The sequence below is a fragment of the Flavobacterium sp. SH_e genome (assembly GCF_025717045.1).
Taxonomy (GTDB): domain Bacteria; phylum Bacteroidota; class Bacteroidia; order Flavobacteriales; family Flavobacteriaceae; genus Flavobacterium.
The window spans coordinates 28,834-48,022 of record NZ_JAOVZN010000009.1 but is presented as its reverse complement, the minus strand read 5'-3'; the positions used below and the strand labels follow the sequence as shown (position 1 = coordinate 48,022).

At 32.8% G+C, this 19,189-nt stretch carries 14 protein-coding genes; 2 read left to right on the top strand and 12 right to left on the bottom strand.

Translation table 11 applies throughout. The annotated features are described in order from the left end of the window. Positions 1–321: 321 nt before the first annotated feature. The 7 genes from aroA to rsgA all read right to left on the bottom strand — a co-directional run bounded on the left by aroA (position 322) and on the right by rsgA (position 9,566). Positions 322–1,551 carry a 3-phosphoshikimate 1-carboxyvinyltransferase gene (gene aroA / locus OD917_RS21200; RefSeq protein ID WP_263525379.1) on the bottom strand — a complete coding sequence of 410 codons (1,230 nt, stop codon included), beginning with the start codon at positions 1,549–1,551 and terminating at the stop codon, positions 322–324. A gap of 134 nt (positions 1,552–1,685) precedes the next feature. Then, on the bottom strand, positions 1,686–2,012 hold the full coding sequence (locus tag OD917_RS21195; RefSeq protein WP_012022600.1) for a nucleotide pyrophosphohydrolase: 327 nt from the start codon (positions 2,010–2,012) through the stop codon (positions 1,686–1,688). A 3-nt stretch (positions 2,013–2,015) separates the two neighbouring features. Beyond that, entirely contained in the window at positions 2,016–4,007 is a 1,992-nt protein-coding gene (locus OD917_RS21190; protein WP_263525378.1) for a DUF3857 domain-containing protein, read from the bottom strand. Between the two features lies 1 nt (position 4,008). Then, positions 4,009–6,021 (bottom strand): DUF3857 domain-containing protein, encoded by a 2,013-nt coding sequence (locus OD917_RS21185; protein WP_411970406.1) that lies wholly within the window; start codon positions 6,019–6,021, stop codon positions 4,009–4,011. Between the two features lie 34 nt (positions 6,022–6,055). Beyond that, positions 6,056–7,963 (bottom strand): DUF3857 domain-containing protein, encoded by a 1,908-nt coding sequence (locus OD917_RS21180; RefSeq protein WP_263525376.1) that lies wholly within the window; start codon positions 7,961–7,963, stop codon positions 6,056–6,058. Positions 7,964–8,027: 64 nt separating this feature from the next. Continuing rightward, on the bottom strand, positions 8,028–8,480 hold the full coding sequence (gene dtd / locus OD917_RS21175) for a D-aminoacyl-tRNA deacylase (protein WP_129746513.1): 453 nt from the start codon (positions 8,478–8,480) through the stop codon (positions 8,028–8,030). A gap of 108 nt (positions 8,481–8,588) precedes the next feature. Then, a complete protein-coding gene (gene rsgA, locus OD917_RS21170; RefSeq protein ID WP_263525375.1) occupies positions 8,589–9,566 on the bottom strand; it encodes a ribosome small subunit-dependent GTPase A in 978 nt (325 codons plus the stop codon). 286 nt (positions 9,567–9,852) lie between these two features. On the opposite strand from rsgA, the gene OD917_RS21165 reads away from it, so the two are divergent. Beyond that, positions 9,853–11,115: a C10 family peptidase gene (locus OD917_RS21165; protein ID WP_263525374.1), complete on the top strand. Its 1,263-nt coding sequence runs from the start codon at positions 9,853–9,855 to the stop codon at positions 11,113–11,115. A gap of 43 nt (positions 11,116–11,158) precedes the next feature. Then, positions 11,159–11,596 carry a hypothetical protein gene (locus OD917_RS21160; RefSeq protein WP_263525373.1) on the top strand — a complete coding sequence of 146 codons (438 nt, stop codon included), beginning with the start codon at positions 11,159–11,161 and terminating at the stop codon, positions 11,594–11,596. Between the two features lie 212 nt (positions 11,597–11,808). On the opposite strand, the gene OD917_RS21155 is transcribed toward OD917_RS21160, so the two are convergent. The 5 genes from OD917_RS21155 to OD917_RS21135 form a co-directional block, all read right to left on the bottom strand. Continuing rightward, positions 11,809–12,891 carry a bifunctional 3-deoxy-7-phosphoheptulonate synthase/chorismate mutase type II gene (locus OD917_RS21155; RefSeq protein WP_053472520.1) on the bottom strand — a complete coding sequence of 361 codons (1,083 nt, stop codon included), beginning with the start codon at positions 12,889–12,891 and terminating at the stop codon, positions 11,809–11,811. Positions 12,892–12,903: 12 nt separating this feature from the next. Continuing rightward, positions 12,904–13,764, bottom strand: a complete 861-nt coding sequence (locus tag OD917_RS21150) for a prephenate dehydrogenase (protein ID WP_263525372.1) — start codon at positions 13,762–13,764, stop codon at positions 12,904–12,906. Between the two features lie 112 nt (positions 13,765–13,876). After that, positions 13,877–15,022, bottom strand: a complete 1,146-nt coding sequence (locus OD917_RS21145; RefSeq protein WP_263525371.1) for a pyridoxal phosphate-dependent aminotransferase — start codon at positions 15,020–15,022, stop codon at positions 13,877–13,879. An 84-nt stretch (positions 15,023–15,106) separates the two neighbouring features. Beyond that, positions 15,107–15,934, bottom strand: a complete 828-nt coding sequence (locus OD917_RS21140) for a prephenate dehydratase (protein WP_263525370.1) — start codon at positions 15,932–15,934, stop codon at positions 15,107–15,109. Between the two features lie 729 nt (positions 15,935–16,663). Further along, entirely contained in the window at positions 16,664–19,057 is a 2,394-nt protein-coding gene (locus OD917_RS21135; protein WP_263525369.1) for a ribonucleoside-diphosphate reductase subunit alpha, read from the bottom strand. Between the last annotated feature and the right edge of the window lie 132 nt (positions 19,058–19,189).

Genomic DNA, 19,189 nt, shown 5'->3' with positions numbered 1-19,189 from the left:
GGCTATTATTTTCAAAAGTCCTTGATTTTGTGAGGTTTCGGGAAGCATTAAAAATGTTTTTTTTCTAACACAAACCTGTTCAACGTACTATTGTCATTTCGACGGAGGAGAAATCGCGCTCATGAATCTACAAAGAAAATCGCCAATCCTTGTCGAGTTTCTAGTGTGATTTCTCCTCCGTCGAAATGACAAACTTTACGAATACAAACAAAACCACACATAAAAAAACCTCTGGTTGAAACCAGAGGCTATGTTTTACATACTTTGCGTTAAGCTTTTATTTAAATGAACTTATATCACTTATATGGTTCAATTTTTTTTTTACAATTCAGAAACCTGAAAATTTAAAGCTTTTAAATCATTCCAGAAATCTGGGTATGATTTTGAAACAACTTCTGCATCATCAATAATAATTGGTACATTAATCGCTAAAGGAGCAAATGCCATTGCCATACGGTGATCGTTATAAGTTGCAATATGTACATCGTGTTTTATATTGTCTGATTTAACTAAAGTTAAACTGTCGTTAGTCACCGAAATAGTAGCGCCTAATTTTGTCAACTCCGTTTTTAAAGCTTCAAGACGGTCTGTTTCTTTAATTTTTAAAGTATGAAGACCGGTTAAATGACATCCAATTCCCAGACCTAAACAAGTAACTACAATCGTTTGTGCAATATCTGGCGTATTATTCAAATCAAAATTTACATCTTGATAATTAAATCCAGCCACTTTTTCCAAAGTCATTTTATTGTTTTGGAAAGTCGTTTTCACACCCATTTTTTGATAAAGAGAAACTAATTCTGAATCTCCTTGAAGGCTATTTTCTTTATAACTGCTCAAAGTAATTTTTGCAGCATCTGATAAAGCGACAAGGCTGAAGAAATAAGAAGCAGAACTCCAATCTGATTCTACAACCATTTCTTTTGTTTCAACTGATTCTTTAGGAAAAACTTTAATTACATTTCCTTCAAAACTGGTTTTAATATCCAAATCGTTAAGCAAAGCTAAAGTCATTTTGATATATGGAATCGAAGTAATTTCTCCTTCCAAAGTCAATTCTAAACCATTATCTAATTTTGAAGCCACTAATAAAAGTGCTGAAATATACTGGCTGCTCACATTTGCTGCCAGAGTTACTTTTGAAGATGTAACTTTTTTTCCTTTAATTCTAATTGGCGGATATCCTACTTCTTTCTCGTATGAAATCTCAACACCTAATTGTGCCAAAGCTTCAACCAGAATTTTAATCGGACGTTCTTGCATTCTGCTGGATCCTGTCAAAACCACTTCTCTTCCATCGTTAACCGAAAAATAAGCAGTTAAGAAACGCATCGCAGTTCCCGCATGGTGTATATCTACAATTTCATCATTTCCTGCTAAAGCTTTTTGCATTACTTCGCTGTCGTCTGAATTTGAAGTGTTGGCTAAAGTGATATTAGGAAATAACGCTTTTAGTAACAATAAGCGGTTAGTTTCGCTTTTTGATCCTGTAATATTTAATTGCGAATCATCAATGGTGAATGGTGAATTCGTGCTTAGTTTTAAATTCATTTTTTTAATTGTAAGTTGTGAATTATGAATTATGAATGATTAGAAACATAATTCAGCCCCGCAATTTACCACTCCCCATTCATAATTCAAAATTCAAAACTCATAATTCAAAACTTATGAGTGATATTTCACAATTATTTCAATTTATCATTGTTTTTGTGACGGTCTTTATCTCGAACCGATTTCAAATCCATTTTTTTGTCAAAAGCCGCTTGTAAATCAATTCCTGTTTGATTGGCTAAACATAACACAACAAAAACAACATCTGCCAATTCTTCGCCAAGATCTTTATTTTTATCGCTTTCTTTCTCAGATTGTTCTCCATATCTACGAGCAATGATTCTTGCCACTTCTCCAACTTCTTCTGTTAGCTGCGCCATATTGGTTAATTCGTTGAAATAACGAACACCGTGCTCTTTTATCCAAGTATCAACATCTAACTGTGCGTTTTTTAAATCCATTTCTTAAGCTTTTTTTAGAACAATTTTTTCATTTTGGCTTACGATAATCTTTTGAAAAAACTCTTTAAGCATTTCGTAATCCTCAGCTGCAAAAATACTATTGTTAATTTCTTTTATGCTCACAATTTGAATTTTGTTTTCTACAACGGAAAAATTTAAAAGAAATGACATTTGCTTGTCTTCTGAAGTAATTCTCACCGGTTTTGGAACTGATTCTATAGCGTAGCCATCTGGAATTTCAATGCTAAGACTAAACTTTTCTGAATTTTTATAGCCGAAATAAACAGGCATTTGTCTTTTTTCCTGATTAAATGGATTTTTACTTTTCGTAAAAAACAATAATGGATTTACAAAAATTTTGCCTCCAATAATTTCTGTCTGCCCATTTGAAACAAAAGAAAAAGTCTCGACAATTGGCTGTTCAATATTTGATTTCTGGTTTTCAATTCTATAATTTGATATAGTCAGGCCTCCAAGTTCTTCCTCGAATTTCTCTAAATAATTATCCTCCGATTTTGCATTATTCTCTACTCTAAATCGATACGCATCATAATCTGTTCGCTGAATTCTTGCACTGCCATCCATTTTCCCTTCAGGACTAATTTTAACCATCAAATTAAAATTTTCTTTAGATGCCAAGGCTGGATCTAATTCTATTTCTTGCGAAGTTCCATCTTTTCTTACCAATCTTCCCTTCCAATTTAAGGTGTTTAATGGCAAAATATTAGGAGAGGTAAATTTATGCGTTGCATCTAGTAAAGTTAATTTTCCATCAATTTCTGCAGCGGCAACTATGTAGTTAAATCCTGCTCGTGTAGGGTAAACTGGCAATCCGTTTTCAACTGTGCTGACTAAAACTGGATTTGCAGTAATTCCTGCCATTCGAAGCATATTTATTAGAATAAAATTGATTTCGGCAACATTTCCGGTTTGATCTTGATAGGCTTTTTTGACACCCTTGTCTGTGTAACAGCCATAGGTTTCATTCCAATTCATTCGATTCTGAACATAGGTGAAAACAAGTTTTAATCGTTCATTTTGGGATTCTACATTTGCCAATAATTTTTTTAAATCTTCAGCAAAGTAAAGTGTTTCGTTTAATTGTTTCCCAAAGTCATCATCTTTAAAAATTGTTTTTGCAACACCTTCCCAGGTTACACTATAATCTTTAACGGGCTGTTCAGGAAGGCGAACTCTTTCAAGTTCTTGCTGAATACTTCCTCGGTAATTTTCTAAATTATTTACATAAGGCTCATCTTTCAGTGCAGGTACATCTTTTCCTGAATAGTAAGATTCAATCTGTTTATAGCTAAATGAATTAGTTTGGCTAAAATTGTTATCATAACTCTGTGATCCGTTTGTTAATTTTGATTCTGTCTCAAGCGGAATTCCTCCAATTAAAATAGGTTTATAAATATAGAATTCAGGAATTTGAGTTTTATAATAAAAATAATTAACTGGAATTTTAAATTGAATATCAAAATCAGGAAACTTTACCAGATTTTCAGATTTCAAAACATATTTATATTCTATAACAGAACCCACTTTTACATTTGGTAAAGTGATTGTCTTCTCTTTCCAGTATTTATTAATTTTATTTTTAAATTCTCCTTGATTTTCAAGTTTAGTTTTTACAATGTTCCCATTTTCTAAATTGTAGGTAACTGCTTCCGAGAATTCTAAACGGTCATCATTTAGATTTTCATATCCAATATAAAAACGCACTTTTTGATCGGCCCAACTCAAGCCTTCTTTTTTGTAAATTTTGATTTTTACCTCGCAAACATGATTTGCAATAAAACCCGTATTTCGGTCGTATGTAAAATATGTTCTTCCTTTTTTAAACAAGATAGCAGCTGGTGCGCTGCTATCTTTAGGATGAACATTTTCTTTAAGCTCTGCTATAGTTACTTTTCCAAGCTCATAATTTTGAGCTTGTGTGTTTGTAAAGCCCCAAAAGAAAGCTATGCAAATTAGAAATGATCTTAGAAACATATTAAATACGTTTTAAAACTATTTTTTCGGTTTCTTTCGCAACCATTCCTTTGTAGTACTCTTTCAGCATTTCATATTGTTCTGTGTTAACTATTGCCTCATTGATCTGATTGACAACCATTAATTGCAAAACATTATCATTTGCTGCAATATTAAACTTAAAACTTCCTAGATTATTCTCCATACTATAAGCAACAGCAGCAGGCAAGGTTTCGACCGCAAAACCATCTGGAATTTTGATTGTAATATTGTACTTATCCATAAACGGATACCCAAAATCTACTGGATACTCGCGTGATTCTTGTTTAAATGGATTCTTGTCCTCAGTAAAAAACAACATTGGATTAACATAAATCTTACCGCCAATAAGCTCACACAAATCATTTCCGATAAATGAATAAGTCTCAATTGTTGGCGAAAGCAATTCTTTTTCGTTTGTTCTTGAATATTCGCTTACCTCAATTTTTCCATTGTTATTTTCTAATTTTTCAAGATATTCTTCTTCTTTTAATTTTTCGAAATTTTCTCTGCTGATCATTGCATTATAATCCGTGCACTGCCTTCTTGTTTTTCCCGTAACTTTTCCTTCAGCACTAATATCATAATTCATAAAGACAACATCATTTGATGCTTTTTTAGGCATTAAATCTATTTCTTCAGAAGAACCATCTTTTCTTATTAATCTTCCAAACCAATTTAATGTTCTAAAAGGAAGAACGTTTGGAGTCGAATATTTATCAGTTGCATCTAATAAAATATATCCGTTTGGTGTTTCTACTGCGGCAATTACATAATTAAATGCATTTCTATTTGGAAACAATGCAATTCCGTTAGAACGTGTACTTACAAGAACAGGATTTGCTGTTAAACCCGAAGAACGAAGCATTGCTGTAAGCATTAAATTGATATCTGCTATATTTCCTGTTTTTTCTTTATATGCTTTTTTAACTCCGCTATCACAGCTATAACCTGTGTAGCCATTCCATTTTACACTTGCTTTTACATAATTTAAAATTGTCCAGATTCTTTCATCCTGCCCGTTTATTCCAGCCAAAACTTTTTTCAAATCTTCTTCAAAATATCCAGTTTTATTTAATTCTGGACCAAAATCATCATATTCGTAAATCGTTCTTACAACTGAATTCCAATCTGTAGAATATTCCTTTATCGGACTATTTGGAAAATGAGTCAACGATAATTCGTGCTGAATACTTGCTGTATAATTATCAATATTATTCACAAAACTTTCATCTTTTAACGCTGGAAAATCTTCTGCTACATAAGTTACTTCTGTTTCTAAATAATCAAATTTATCTGTCGAAAATTCAGTCTTAGACAAATATGTGCCACTTCTTTCTTTACTGTTTATTGTTACAGATTTCGGATTTTTTAATGTTGTAGTTTTTGGGAATAAATATCCTTTTTGTACTGGTTTAAAAACATAATATTCTGGATACGCAACTTTATATTCAGAATAATTTACAGGGATTGAGGTTTGGAAATCCCAGTCACGAATTATTCCTTCATTTGGACATTTAATGGTGTAGCGAAATTCGATTACAGATCCTTCTTTTACATTTGGCATCGTTATCTTTTTTTGCCCTCTGTATTTAGAAATGACTTCATCAAAAGATCCATCACTTTTTAATTTTGTTTTTTCTATTTTACCATTCACTAAATTATAAGTAACTGCATCTGTAAAAAAAACACGTTCTTTTAAGTTCGTGGTATTGCGATACCAAACTTGTTGATTCGCCCATTCATAGCCTTCTTTTTTATAAATTTTGATACGTGTTTCTACATCAGTCATCATGTAAAAACCATCATTTTGATCGTATTCCATTCGGGAAACTCCTTTTTTGTAAAGAACTGCTGCTACTGCTGAAGTATCTTTTGGATGGACTTTCTGTTCCAATTCTGCAACAGAAACCTTTCCTAATTTGAATTCTTGAGAAATCGCTTTGGGAGCGATTAATAGAATCATAGAGAGGCTAAATAGTTTAATAATTTTCATTGGTAATTCTTGGTTTATATTGGTTATAATTGGTTTAATTTTTTGTCAATATTATTTTGGCATTATCGTTTCTAGAGACCTGCTCCATAAACAAACGGTATTCGTCATATTCTTTATTCGAATATTTACCTTTGTTAAGGAACATCGACCTTTTATACGTTAGTTTGTTATTTTCTTTTTTTATTATTTCGGTTTTATATTCACCAAATTTTCCTTTTAACTCATAATTTGAAGGAAGAAATTCGATACTGTAACCTGCAGGAAGGTTGATCTCGATTTCATCTGTATCCAAATATCCGCGCTGGATTTGAAATGGATTTTTACGATTTCTCATTCGTTTTATATTCCCTGTATATTGATTAAATGCATCAACTACAAAAATCATTTTATTGCCAGAAAGTGTTCCGTAATTTGAAGCACTTACTTGAATATCTTCTGTAAAACGAACATTTTCTTTATCATTCGTAAAAGTTATTTTACCTAATTTTAAGTTATTGATATTATCCCAGTAATCTTTGTAATGCTCTTCTTTTTCATTTGGTTGCATGGTTTCTACTCGAGATTTAGAAGCGTATTGACTTCCTTGTGAAGCTATTTTTAGAACTCCAGAAAAATTCCCAGTTTCATCAATTGTATAAGTTCCTTTTCCGTCTTGAGTATTTCCTTTGTCATCGTAGATTTTAGTGCGGACAATTTCTCCGCCTTCAGGTTTTACAACCAAAACATCGCGATCATCTGTAAAAACACCTTGATATCCAAACGGATCATCTTGACTTGTACATTCTAACCATATATAATTATTCTGGTTTGGAACTGCTAAAATCATGTGGTTTCCTTGCATCGAAACAAAATCAGATTGAATATCTGACTTGTAGCGATCTCCATATAAAATAGTATTGTAAGACGGGACGTCTACAACCTCCAAAAGTGCTTTTGTATAATTTGATAATGCTTTACAGTCACCATAACCTAAGCGATCTACATCGCTGGCGAGCATTGGTTTCCATCCGCCAATTCCAACTGCAATATTTACATATCTGGATTTCTTTTGAACATAATCATAAATAATCTTTGCTTTCTTAACGGGATCTTTTTCATTCCCAACCAAAGCTTTGATTTTTGCTTTTGTCTCTTCTGGTAAAATGGTAGTTCCTGTTAGGATTTTTTCTCCATACCATTTACCAAATGCTTCCCATGTTGTTGCTTTTCCATCAACTCCTTCTAGGTGAAAATTCTCTAATCCCATCATGACTTTAGGAAAAAGGTCTGATGGATTAGGACTAAGATCTTCTTGTTTTTGAGCAATAAGATTGGTAGCTGAATAACTTAGTTTGGTATCTGTTTCTTCTGTCTTTTTAATATTGAAACCATTAAATCGGAACTCTTTCTTTTTAAAGCCCAATTCTTTTGGAAAAGTAACATTTAAAACACATTTTTCTACACTTAAGTAATAACCGCCTAAAAAATACCATTGTGGTATAAATGCGGTATTCGAAGTTTCAACTTCGCATGTATAAACAATAGTAAAAGGATATGAAATTGGAGTATAATCTAAATAAAGCACACGGTTATCTGAAAAAAGAGTACTGCCACTTACAGCGCTTTGATCTCTAAAATCTTTTCGCTTGATTTTTTTAATTTCGTTTCCAAATGCGTCATAAACAATCGCTTCAATATTTTTGATTGAAGTTGTTTTATCATAATGACTATAGGCGTCAATATCATTTAGTCCTTTATCATTTAAAACAGAAACTATTCTTTGCGTTTTGATATTCATGCTTCTTTGCGAAGCGATAACGATATCCATCTGGTCTAATCGAAGGACTGCATTGGCATTTTGCTTAAGACTATCGGGTATTGATAGTATAGAATAATCGCTCTTTTGAGCAGAAGAATTAACAAGAAATAAGAAAAAAAAGAATGCGCAAAAGAGTTTTTTCATTAGTAGGTATTTTCGTCAAATATATATTTTTTTGCGAAATCCTTAACAAATGTTTAATAATATTTTACTCCTTGTTTTTACTATCCATGACAATAGTTACAGGCCCATCATTTAGTAGATTTACTTTCATATCTGCACCAAAAATTCCAGTTTGCACTTTTTTACCAAATTCTTTTTCTATCGATTTTACAAAGTTTTCGTAAGTCGGAATTGCAAAATCTGGTTTTGAAGCTTTTATATAAGAAGGACGATTTCCTTTTTTTGTTGATGCATGAAGTGTAAACTGACTCACAACAATAATATCACCATCAATATCCTGAACCGAACAATTCATAACATCATTTTCATCACCAAAGATTCTCATTTTTATGATTTTTCCAGCAAGCCAATCAATGTCTTCCTGCGTATCAGCATCTTCTATTCCGACTAAAACCAGTAAACCTTTTTTAATATCTGCAACAATATTAGAATCGACAGTTACAGATGCTTCGGAAACTCTTTGAAGAACGATTTTCATTTAATGATTAATTGTAAATTATTATTTATTGATTTTTTATTTAGAAGTTATAATTATTGAACTCTTTAAGTTAATCATAATTAACCATTCACAATTCACAATTCATAATTACTTACGTGTTTCATCACTCGCGGCGCGATCTTCACCATACGTATCTGTACGATAATGTTCTTCATCACCTTCTAAGATTTTAAGATAACTATTGTAACGTGACCAAGCAATTTCGTCTTTTTCCAAAGCAGCTTTTATAGCGCAATGCGGTTCTTCTTTGTGTAAACAATTGTTAAACTTACATTGATCTTTTAATTTGAAGAATTCTGGAAAATAGCCACTAATTTCTGATGGTTCCATATCTACGATTCCGAAACCTTTAATTCCAGGTGTATCTATAATTCGGGCATCAAAAGACAAATCATACATTTCAGCAAAAGTAGTTGTGTGCTGACCTTGCTTGCTTTGTTCTGAAATTACGGAAGTTTTTAAATGAAGACTTGATTCCATTGCATTTACCAAAGTTGATTTCCCAACTCCAGAATGTCCAGAAAACATGCTTACTTTTCCAATCATCATTTCTTTCAGCTTGTCAACGCCTTTGTTTTCTGTTGATGAAATTCGAAGACATTTATATCCAATTTCAGAATAAATATGTTGCAGATAAAGCTGATCATCTAAAGTTTGATCATTTAAAGTATCGATTTTATTAAAAATCAAGATTGCTTCAATTCCATATGCTTCGGCAGTTACCAAAAAACGATCGATAAAACTTGTAGTTGTTGGTGGATTATCAATTGTAATCAACAAGAAAACTTGATCGATATTGGAAGCAATAATATGAATCTGTTTAGAAAGATTAACCGATTTACGAACGATATAGTTTTTTCGTTCATGAATATTATGAATCGTTCCCGTAACGGCATCTGAAGTTTCGTCTAATTCATAATCGACTATATCGCCTACAGCAATAGGATTGGTACTTTTTATACCTTTTATTCTGAATTTCCCTTTCATACGGCATTCCACAAAATCTCCATTTTCAGATTTTACGGTGTACCAGCTTCCTGTAGATTTATATACGGTTCCTGTCATTCAAATTTTAGATTTCTGATTTTAGATTTTAGATTGCTCTTAAAACTAAAAATTTTAAAAGACAAAATTACAGTTTTTCTAATGGAAAGTTATTCAATCTATTATTTAAAAATTTATTTACACTACAATTTAAATAATTAGACTAAAAAACTTATTAAATTTATTTAGTAAGTCAAATAGTATTTTTAAAAATATTTGCATTTAATTAACAAATATTAAACTACTTTTAATATTTTTATAACAGAATTTTCTTAAACAAAACTATCTATTAACAAAAAACGTAAAAATGAAAAAAAACAAATCAAACCCAAATCAAACCAAATTCAATCTTTATGGATTAACAAAGATTCTTTTTTTAGCAATTACTCTACTATTTTTGGCGAGTTGCAGTAATGAAAAAGAGGATGAAGAACTTAATGCCTCATCAAATTCAACAAATAAAGTTTCTAAAGAAACTATTATTTTAATTGCTCAAAATTTCTTTAAGAATACAAGTATTACAGGAAAAAATGTAATACAAAATAGAACTATCAAAAGCACAAAGGAATATGTTACATCAAAAAAAGAAAGTGCTTTTTATGTTGTAAATTACAACGAAGGCGGATTTATTATATTGGCTGCTGACAATCGAGTAAGTCCAATTTTAGCCTATTCTGATTCAGGAAATTTTGCGACTACAGATCAGCAAATTATTCCTCCTGTAGCTTATTGGATGGAAGGACAAAAAAAAGAAATTCAAGCCCAAATTGGCAGCAATCAAGTTCAAACAAAAGAAATAAAAAATGAGTGGAACGCTATTACAAATAAAGCTGCTCAAATAAAAACAACTAGTAAAACGTCTTATGTTGAGCCGGAAGACCCAACAAGCTGCCCAGATTATTCTACTTATGTTAAAGGTCCACTTTTAACAACAAATTGGGGGCAGGGAGATGGATACAATAATCTTTTAGCTTTAAACTGTTCTTATAATTATTACTTAGGATACAAAGCTCCTACCGGTTGTGTTGCAACATCAATGGCGCAAATTATGCGTTATTTTCAAAGACCTACAATTTATAATTGGAATAATATGCCAAACAACGGTCAATATTCAAATGGTACATATGATACGCAACTTTTAATGAAAGATGCTGGTACATCTGTTAATATGTCATATGGATGTAGTTCTTCAGGTGCAGTAACATCAAATGCTGCAACTGCTTTAAAAAACACATTTGGATATAAAAGTGCAACTTATGGCAATTTCAACTTAAATACTGTCGTTCAAAACCTTAATAATAATCTTCCAGTCATTTTAACGGGAGGAACTAATTCCGGAGGAAGTTATATAAATGGACACGCATGGGTTTGTGATGGCTATAGTCAAACAACAATTTATCAGAAAGATGATTATGGTGTTTGCTTAGGAGCAAGTACATATCAAGCCATATTGCACATGAACTGGGGTTGGGATGGTCAATATAACGGTTATTATAGTGTCGGGAGTTTTAATCCTGGATCAAATACCTTTAATTATCAAAATGGCATGTTATACAATATTGGTATTTAATTTGTTTCATTTGAAAGTTCTACTTTTTATTTTATTAATCGTAATGGGAATATCAGAAAATAACTTACGCTCCAAAGATCAATCTGCTGTCTTGGGAACAAGTTTATCTATTGAAATTAAAAACAAAATAGGTGAAAACTTATTGGGAACTGACAAATTTCCAATTGCTGAAATTTTTGTAAAGTATAATCGTGATGATTTACAAACTACACAAACAACTAAGAATACTGTGTTGTTAGATAATCCTAATAATATTTTATTCGTAGATGAAAAGCAATCTAAATATGTTAAGATCTTTTTAAATCATTCAAAATCTGAAAATTTCCCTATGACTTATATTCACTGGAATAAAACTGATATAGATACTATTAAGGCAAAATATAAGAAAAATGAAAATTCTATAGTACTTGAGAAGTTGTGGATTTTCAAAAACAATTCGTGGGAAGAGATAAAATCAAAACCGCTGGTTCTAATTAAGTAAATCTTAAAGGCTAAATTCTATTACTTTTTACAGAATTTAGCCTTTTTAATTTTAATCATTTTTTTGCAAAAGAAAAAAATCCCCAAATCTTTTTTCAAAGTGTTGAGGATTCTTAAAAAACAATCTATTTTTAATTAATGCTATAAGAAAATTTAGAGATTCGTTTTACTCCAATTTAAATTAACTTATATCACTTATGTCTTTTGAAAAAATTATGCGTTGAAAATTTTCTCTTGGTGACCAATACTTTCTTGATGAATTGCTTTGAACATTCTCAAAACGAACTCTTCTGTAAGACCTTTTTTCTCACCTTCAAGAATCATTTTTCCTAAAATTTCGTTCCAACGATTGTTTTGAAGAATTGCAACGTTTGCATCTTTTTTCACTTGACCAATTTCGTCAGCCACTTTCATACGTTTCCCTAAAAGCTCTAATAAGTTAGCATCCAAAACGTCGATGTTAGCTCTTAGTTTAGTCATTTTTTGGCTGTACTCGTCTGTAGTATCATCCGTTTTTCTGATAGTCAAATCTTTAATGATTTGTTTCAAAGCGTCTGGAGTTACTTGTTGAGCTGCATCAGACCAAGCGTTATCTGGGTCAAAGTGTGTTTCGATGATCATACCATCGTAGTTCAAGTCTAAAGCTTCTTGAGTTACTTCGAAAATCATTTTACGATCTCCAGTAATGTGAGATGGATCAATAATTAATGGTAAATCAGGGAATTTATTTTGCAATTCGATAGCAATTTGCCATTCTGGAATGTTTCTGTATTTTGTTTTTTCGTAAGTAGAGAAACCTCTATGGATAACTCCTAATTTCTCGATACCTGCCATGTGTAAACGTTCAACACCACCTAACCATAAAGCTAAATCTGGGTTTACAGGGTTTTTTACCAAAACAATTTTATCAGTTCCTTTTAAAGTATCAGCAATTTCTTGAACTGCAAAAGGGTTTGCAGTTGTACGTGCACCAACCCATAATACGTCGATATCGTGTTCTAAAGCTAGTTTACAGTGCGCTGCAGTTGCCACTTCAGTACCCATTAATAAACCAGTTTCAGCTTTAGCTTTTTGTAACCATTTTAATCCAATTTCACCAACACCTTCAAATCCTCCTGGACGAGTTCTTGGTTTCCAGATTCCTGCTCTGAAAACGCTTACTTTTGAATCTTTTAATTCGTGAGCGATTTTCAAAACTTGATCTTCAGTTTCTGCACTACAAGGTCCAGCTATCACAAGTGGGTGATTTAAATTGAAATCTTCTAACCACTTTCTCATTTCTTTCTTATTTTCCATCTTAATCTAATTTTACTTTTTAGTTGTTGTTAATCCGTTTAGTATTTCTTTTATTTTATTTGTGCTTTCCATTTCATGAAAAATGGCATTATAATCTTCTTCTTTCAACAAATCTCTAAACCGACTTAGGTTTGAAATATATGCTTCTAATGTTTCCAGAACGTGTTCTTTATTTTGTTTAAAAATCGGTGTCCACATTGCTGGCGAACTTTTTGCTAGACGAACGGTGCTTTCAAATCCACTTCCCGCCATATCGAAAATATCCTGTTCGTCCTTTTCTTTATTCATTACCGTTTTCCCAAGCATAAACGAACTAATGTGCGATAAATGCGAAACGTAAGCAATGTGTTTATCGTGTGAAACGGGATCCATATATCGAATTCTCATTCCAATTTCTGCAAAAAGATTTAATGCCTTTTCTTGCAGTTTAAAAGTGGTTTTTTCCACTTCACAAATAATGTTTGTTTTTCCTTTAAACAAACCTTTTATTGCCGCTGAAGGTCCAGAAAACTCTGTTCCTGCAATTGGATGCGTTGCGATAAAATTTCTTCTTTTCGGATGATTCGCTACTGCATCACAGATTGGCTTTTTGGTCGATCCTACTTCAAAGACAATTGTCTTGTCTCCAACAACATCCAGAACTTTCGGCAAAACTGTCAGCGCAACATCTACTGGAACCGAAACGATTACAAAATCGGCTTCAGCTAAATCTTCAAAACTTCCCGCTTCGTCGATAACTCCTAAATCAATGGCCTCCTGCAAATGCTTTTCGTTACTATCAATTCCAAAAATTGTCGAATCTGGATGTTGGTCTTTGATGTCCAGCACCATCGAACCGCCTATTAATCCTATTCCTATTACGTATACTTTCATACTATTTCTTTAATTACCAATTTTAAAATTCCAAATTCCAACCTTATTTAACCGCAAAGTCCGCAAAGGATTTACGCAAGATTCGCAAAGTCTGAAATCTACATTCTAAAATCTAAAATCGATCAATCGCTTCTTGTACTTTTTCTTCTTTTACACACAATGAGAATCTAATATAACCTTCGCCGTTGCTACCAAAAATGGTTCCCGGTGTAATAAAAATATGTTTCTCATATAATATTTCGTCAATGAACTTCTCTGCTGATTCGATTCCTTCTGGAAGTTTCGCCCAAACGAACAAACCAACTCCTTCTTTATATACTTTACAGTTTAACTTTTCAGCTAATTTTTCAGTTAATTCTCTGCGGCGTCTGTAAATTTTGTTTTGGTCTTCGAACCAAGATTTATCACATTTTAAAGCTGCGATAGCTCCTTTTTGGATTCCGTAATACATTCCGCTGTCCATGTTGCTTTTAACTTTTAGAACCGCATCGATAATTTCAGGATTTCCTAAAACCATTCCGACTCTCCAGCCTGCCATGTTGAATGTTTTACTTAACGAATTCAATTCTAAAGCCACATCTTTTGCTCCTTCAACCTGCAATAAACTCATCGGATTATCATTCAAAACAAAACTATACGGATTGTCGTTGATCAATAATATATTGTGTTTTTTAGCAAAAGCTACCAATTTTTCAAATAACGCTAAACTTCCTCTCGCTCCTGTTGGCATGTGCGGATATCCCAGCCACATAATTTTTACTTTCGAAAGATCTAATTTTTCTAAAGCTTCAAAATCTGGTTCCCATCCGTTTTCTTCTTTTAAATCATAATAAACCGGAACTGCCTGAACCAAATTGGTTACCGAAGTATAAGTTGGATAACCTGGATTCGGAATTAAAACGTTATCGCCTTCATTTAAAAATGCCAACGAAATGTGCATAATTCCTTCTTTTGAGCCCATCAATGGTAAAATCTCATTATTAGGATTCACTTCAACACCAAACTGATCTTTATAAAAATCTGCCATCGCCTGCCTCATTTCTGGTAATCCCTGATAGCTTTGATAACCATGCCCGTTTTCGTCTTGAATTGCTGCAGCGACTGCTTCAATTACTGCTTTTGACGGACTCAAATCAGGGCTTCCAATTCCCATGTTGATGATCGATTTTCCTTCAGACATCAACTGACGAACTTCTCTTAGTTTTGATGAGAAGTAGTATTCTTCAACTGTGTCTAATCGTTTTGCTGTTGTAATCATTTTTTTATTGCTTTAGGCCTTAGGCTATAAGCTTTAGGCTTTCTTTTTTAACTTCTAACTTTTAACTAATAACCCTTAACTTCCTTATGGTTTTGTATTTTTATATTCTCCCAACACTTTAAAATATTCTGCCATAATATTTAATAACGTTTTGGCTTTTGCAAAATCTTCGTATTTCTCAAATGTTACGTCTACGAAGAATGAATATTTCCAAGGTGTTTCAATCTTAGGAAGCGATTGGATTTTTGTCAAATTCAATTTGCAGTCACTCATTACATTCAAAACCGCAGCTAAACTTCCTCTTTTATGATCTAATTCAAATTTTACAGATGCTCTATTAATTTCGCTTTCTGGCAAAAATGAATTCTGCTTTTTAATGATTACGAAACGAGTCATATTATTTTTGATCGTTTGAATCGACGGTGCAATAATATCCAAATCGTACATTTCAGCTGCCGTTACACTTGCAATTGCTGCAATTCCGGTTAACTGCTTTTCCTGAATTCTTCTTGCCGTTTCCGCTGTATCTTTATCCTCAACCAATTTGATATTTGGATATTGTTTCAAGAAATCCATACACTGCAAAAGTGCCATTGGGTGAGAATGAACTTCTCTTATATCTTCAATTTTCTGACCTTTTAAAGCCATTAAATTTTGCTGAATATTTAAATAATGCTCTCCAATTATGTGTAAATTATTCTTATCAATCAAAGCATAATTCGGAATAATCGGCCCTGCAATTGAATTTTCGATCGCCATTACGGCCTGATCAGATTTTCCGGCAATAAGGCTGTCGATCAATTCTTCAAAAGATAAACACTCATCAATATCCACATTTTCAGAGAAATATTCTTTCACAACTTGATGATGAAATGATCCTTTAATACCTTGTATTGCAATTTTCGTTGTCATATAGTCAAAAAAAAATCCTGATTTGCATCAGGATTGTATATTAGTTTTATTTGTCTTAAAATTTGATCTCAAATAACCATAGCACAATCCTGACTTCTACTAAAGAAGAAATAAAAATTGTTGCTAAAATAAAAACGGTTACTTGCCATTTTGTTTGTGTTATTTTGTAAATTCTCTGCGAATGTATAAATTATTTTTAGTGCACCAAAAAAAAGATTGCATTTTATGAAACAAAAAAGGATTTCTTAACAAATTTAGCAGGTTTTGTATGATAATATAAAAATTTGGCCTTAAAATGAGAATATTAAAATTAGGTTCTAAGCTACTAGGATGCTAAGTTTTTTTCGCCACGAATTCATGAATTAGTGCAAATCTTTGTGTTTATAAAATTCAATTTCACAGATTTTAAAAAATAAAATTCGTGAATTCGTGGCTATCTGCCAATCAAAACAATCCAGAAACTGGTTTCTTTGCAATCCTTATTTTAGAATAGTCGAGATTCATCTTTCTTTTAATAAGGAAGCAAACAAATTCTAAAATTAAACAACAATCAACATAGCCCATGATTTCAACCACGGGAGGAATTGAAATAAAATATTAAAAATAGGGGCTTATGTTTGAAGCATATTGTATAAAACAAAAAAGCAGTTATCAAAATGACAACTGCTTTCTATAATAATTAAGAACAAATCTTTCTTCTTTGTTCTATTCTCTTTCTTCTAGTAAAAATTAAGATCCACACATTTCACAATCCTCTGGATCTGCGGCTTGTGCTTTTAAAAGCATCGCTTTGTAATCCTCAACGCTGATTGCTTCAGTTTCTTGAACTAAAGACGGAGCTGTCTCTTCTTTTTTATCGTTGTTTAATGTGAATTTAATCGCATCTACAGCCGCTTTTGTTCTTAGGTAATACATTCCTGTTTTTAAACCTGACTGCCAAGCGTAGAAATGCATTGACGTTAGTTTAGAATAGTTAGCATCTTGCATGAACAAGTTCAACGATTGAGACTGGTCAATGAAATATCCTCTTTGGCGAGACATATCGATAATATCTTTCATCGACATTTCCCAAACTGTTTTATAAAGATCTTTCAAGTCTTGTGGAATCTTATCGATGTTTTGAACAGATCCGTTATGACGCATGATTTCTTGTTTCAAGTCTTCATTCCATAAACCTAGTTTTACTAAGTCTTCTAGTAAATGTTTGTTTACTACGATAAACTCTCCAGACAATACACGACGTGTGTAAATGTTTGAAGTATATGGCTCGAAAGCTTCGTTGTTTCCTAAAATCTGAGAAGTCGATGCAGTTGGCATTGGCGCAACTAACAATGAGTTACGAACTCCATGTTCCACTACTTCTTTTCTTAATGAAGCCCAGTCCCAACGGCCTGATAATTCCTCATCTTTCATTCCCCACATATTGTGTTGGAATTCTCCTTGTGACATTGGCGAACCTTCGAAAGTTGAATATGGCCCTTCTTCTTTTGCCATTTCCATAGAAGCAGTTACGGCAGCGAAGTATAATGTTTCGAAAATCTCTTGGTTTAATTTTTTAGCTTCATCGCTTGTAAACGGCATACGCAACATAATGAAAGCATCTGCTAAACCTTGCACACCTAAACCAACTGGACGGTGACGCATATTAGAGTTTTCAGCTTCTTTTACTGGGTAATAGTTTCTGTCGATTACTTTGTTCAAGTTACGAGTTACACGTTTTGTAACATTGTAAAGTGCTTGGTGATCAAATTGTCCGTTTTCGATGAACATTGGCAACGAAATAGAAGCCAAGTTACAAACTGCAATTTCATCTTTAGATGTAAACTCCATAATCTCTGTACACAAGTTAGAAGAACGAATTGTTCCTAAATTCTTGTGATTCGATTTGCGGTTTGCAGCATCTTTGTACAACATATATGGTGTTCCAGTCTCGATTTGAGATTCTAGGATTTTCTCCCATAATTCACGAGCACGGATCGTTTTTCTTCCTTTTCCTCTAAATTCGTAATCAGTATATAATGCTTCGAATTCATCTCCGTAAACGTCATATAATCCTGGACATTCGTTAGGACACATTAAAGTCCATGTTGAATCTTCCTGAACACGTTTCATGAATAAATCTGAAGTCCACATTGCGAAGAATAAATCTCTCGCACGCATTTCTTCTTTTCCAGTATTTTTCTTTAAATCCAAGAATTCAAAAATATCAGCATGCCAAGTTTCGATATAAATCGCAAAACTTCCTTTACGTTTTCCTCCACCTTGATCTACGTAACGAGCAGTATCATTGAACACTCTCAACATCGGAACAATTCCGTTTGAAGTTCCGTTTGTACCACGAATATAAGATCCCGTTGCACGAACGTTATGAATAGAAAGTCCGATTCCTCCCGCTGATTGCGAGATTTTTGCTGTTTGTTTTAATGTATCGTAAATTCCATCAATACTATCATCCTGCATTGCCAAAAGGAAACAAGAAGACATTTGAGGTTTTGGAGTTCCTGCGTTGAACAACGTTGGCGTTGCGTGCGTAAAGAACTTTTTAGACATTAAATCGTAAGTTTCAATAACCGATTTTAAATCATCTAAGTGAATACCCACAGAAACACGCATTAACATGTGCTGCGGACGCTCTACGATTTTTCCGTTTATTTTAAGAAGATAAGAACGCTCTAAAGTTTTAAAACCAAAGTAGTCGTAATTAAAATCTCTCGTATAAATGATATGAGAATCTAAAAAAGCAGCATTTTCCTGAATTACTTTGTACACGTCATCAGCAATTAACGGCGCATCTTGTCCGTTTCTTGGATTTACGTAATTGTACATATCTTTCATCGTTTCAGAGAAAGATTTTTTAGTGTTTGAATGCAGGTTAGAAATTGCTACACGAGCTGCCAATTGAGCATAATCTGGATGCGCAATTGTCATAGAAGCCGCTGTTTCTGCCGCAAGATTATCAAGTTCAGAAGTCGAAACCCCATCATACAATCCTTCGATAACTCTCATCGCTACCTTTACTGGATCTACGAGCTCATTCAAGCCGTAACACAATTTTTTGATTCTTTCTGTAATCTTATCAAACATTACGGGCTCTCTGTGGCCATCTCTTTTTACTACATACATAAGCTTACCTTTTATAGTTATTGAAAAAATGAAAGTACCTAGAGAACGAACTCCAGCACTTAAACATTGCGTGTTTTTAAATTATTTTTTGAGAATTACCGAATTCTCAATAGTTACTCGTTTCAAATTCGA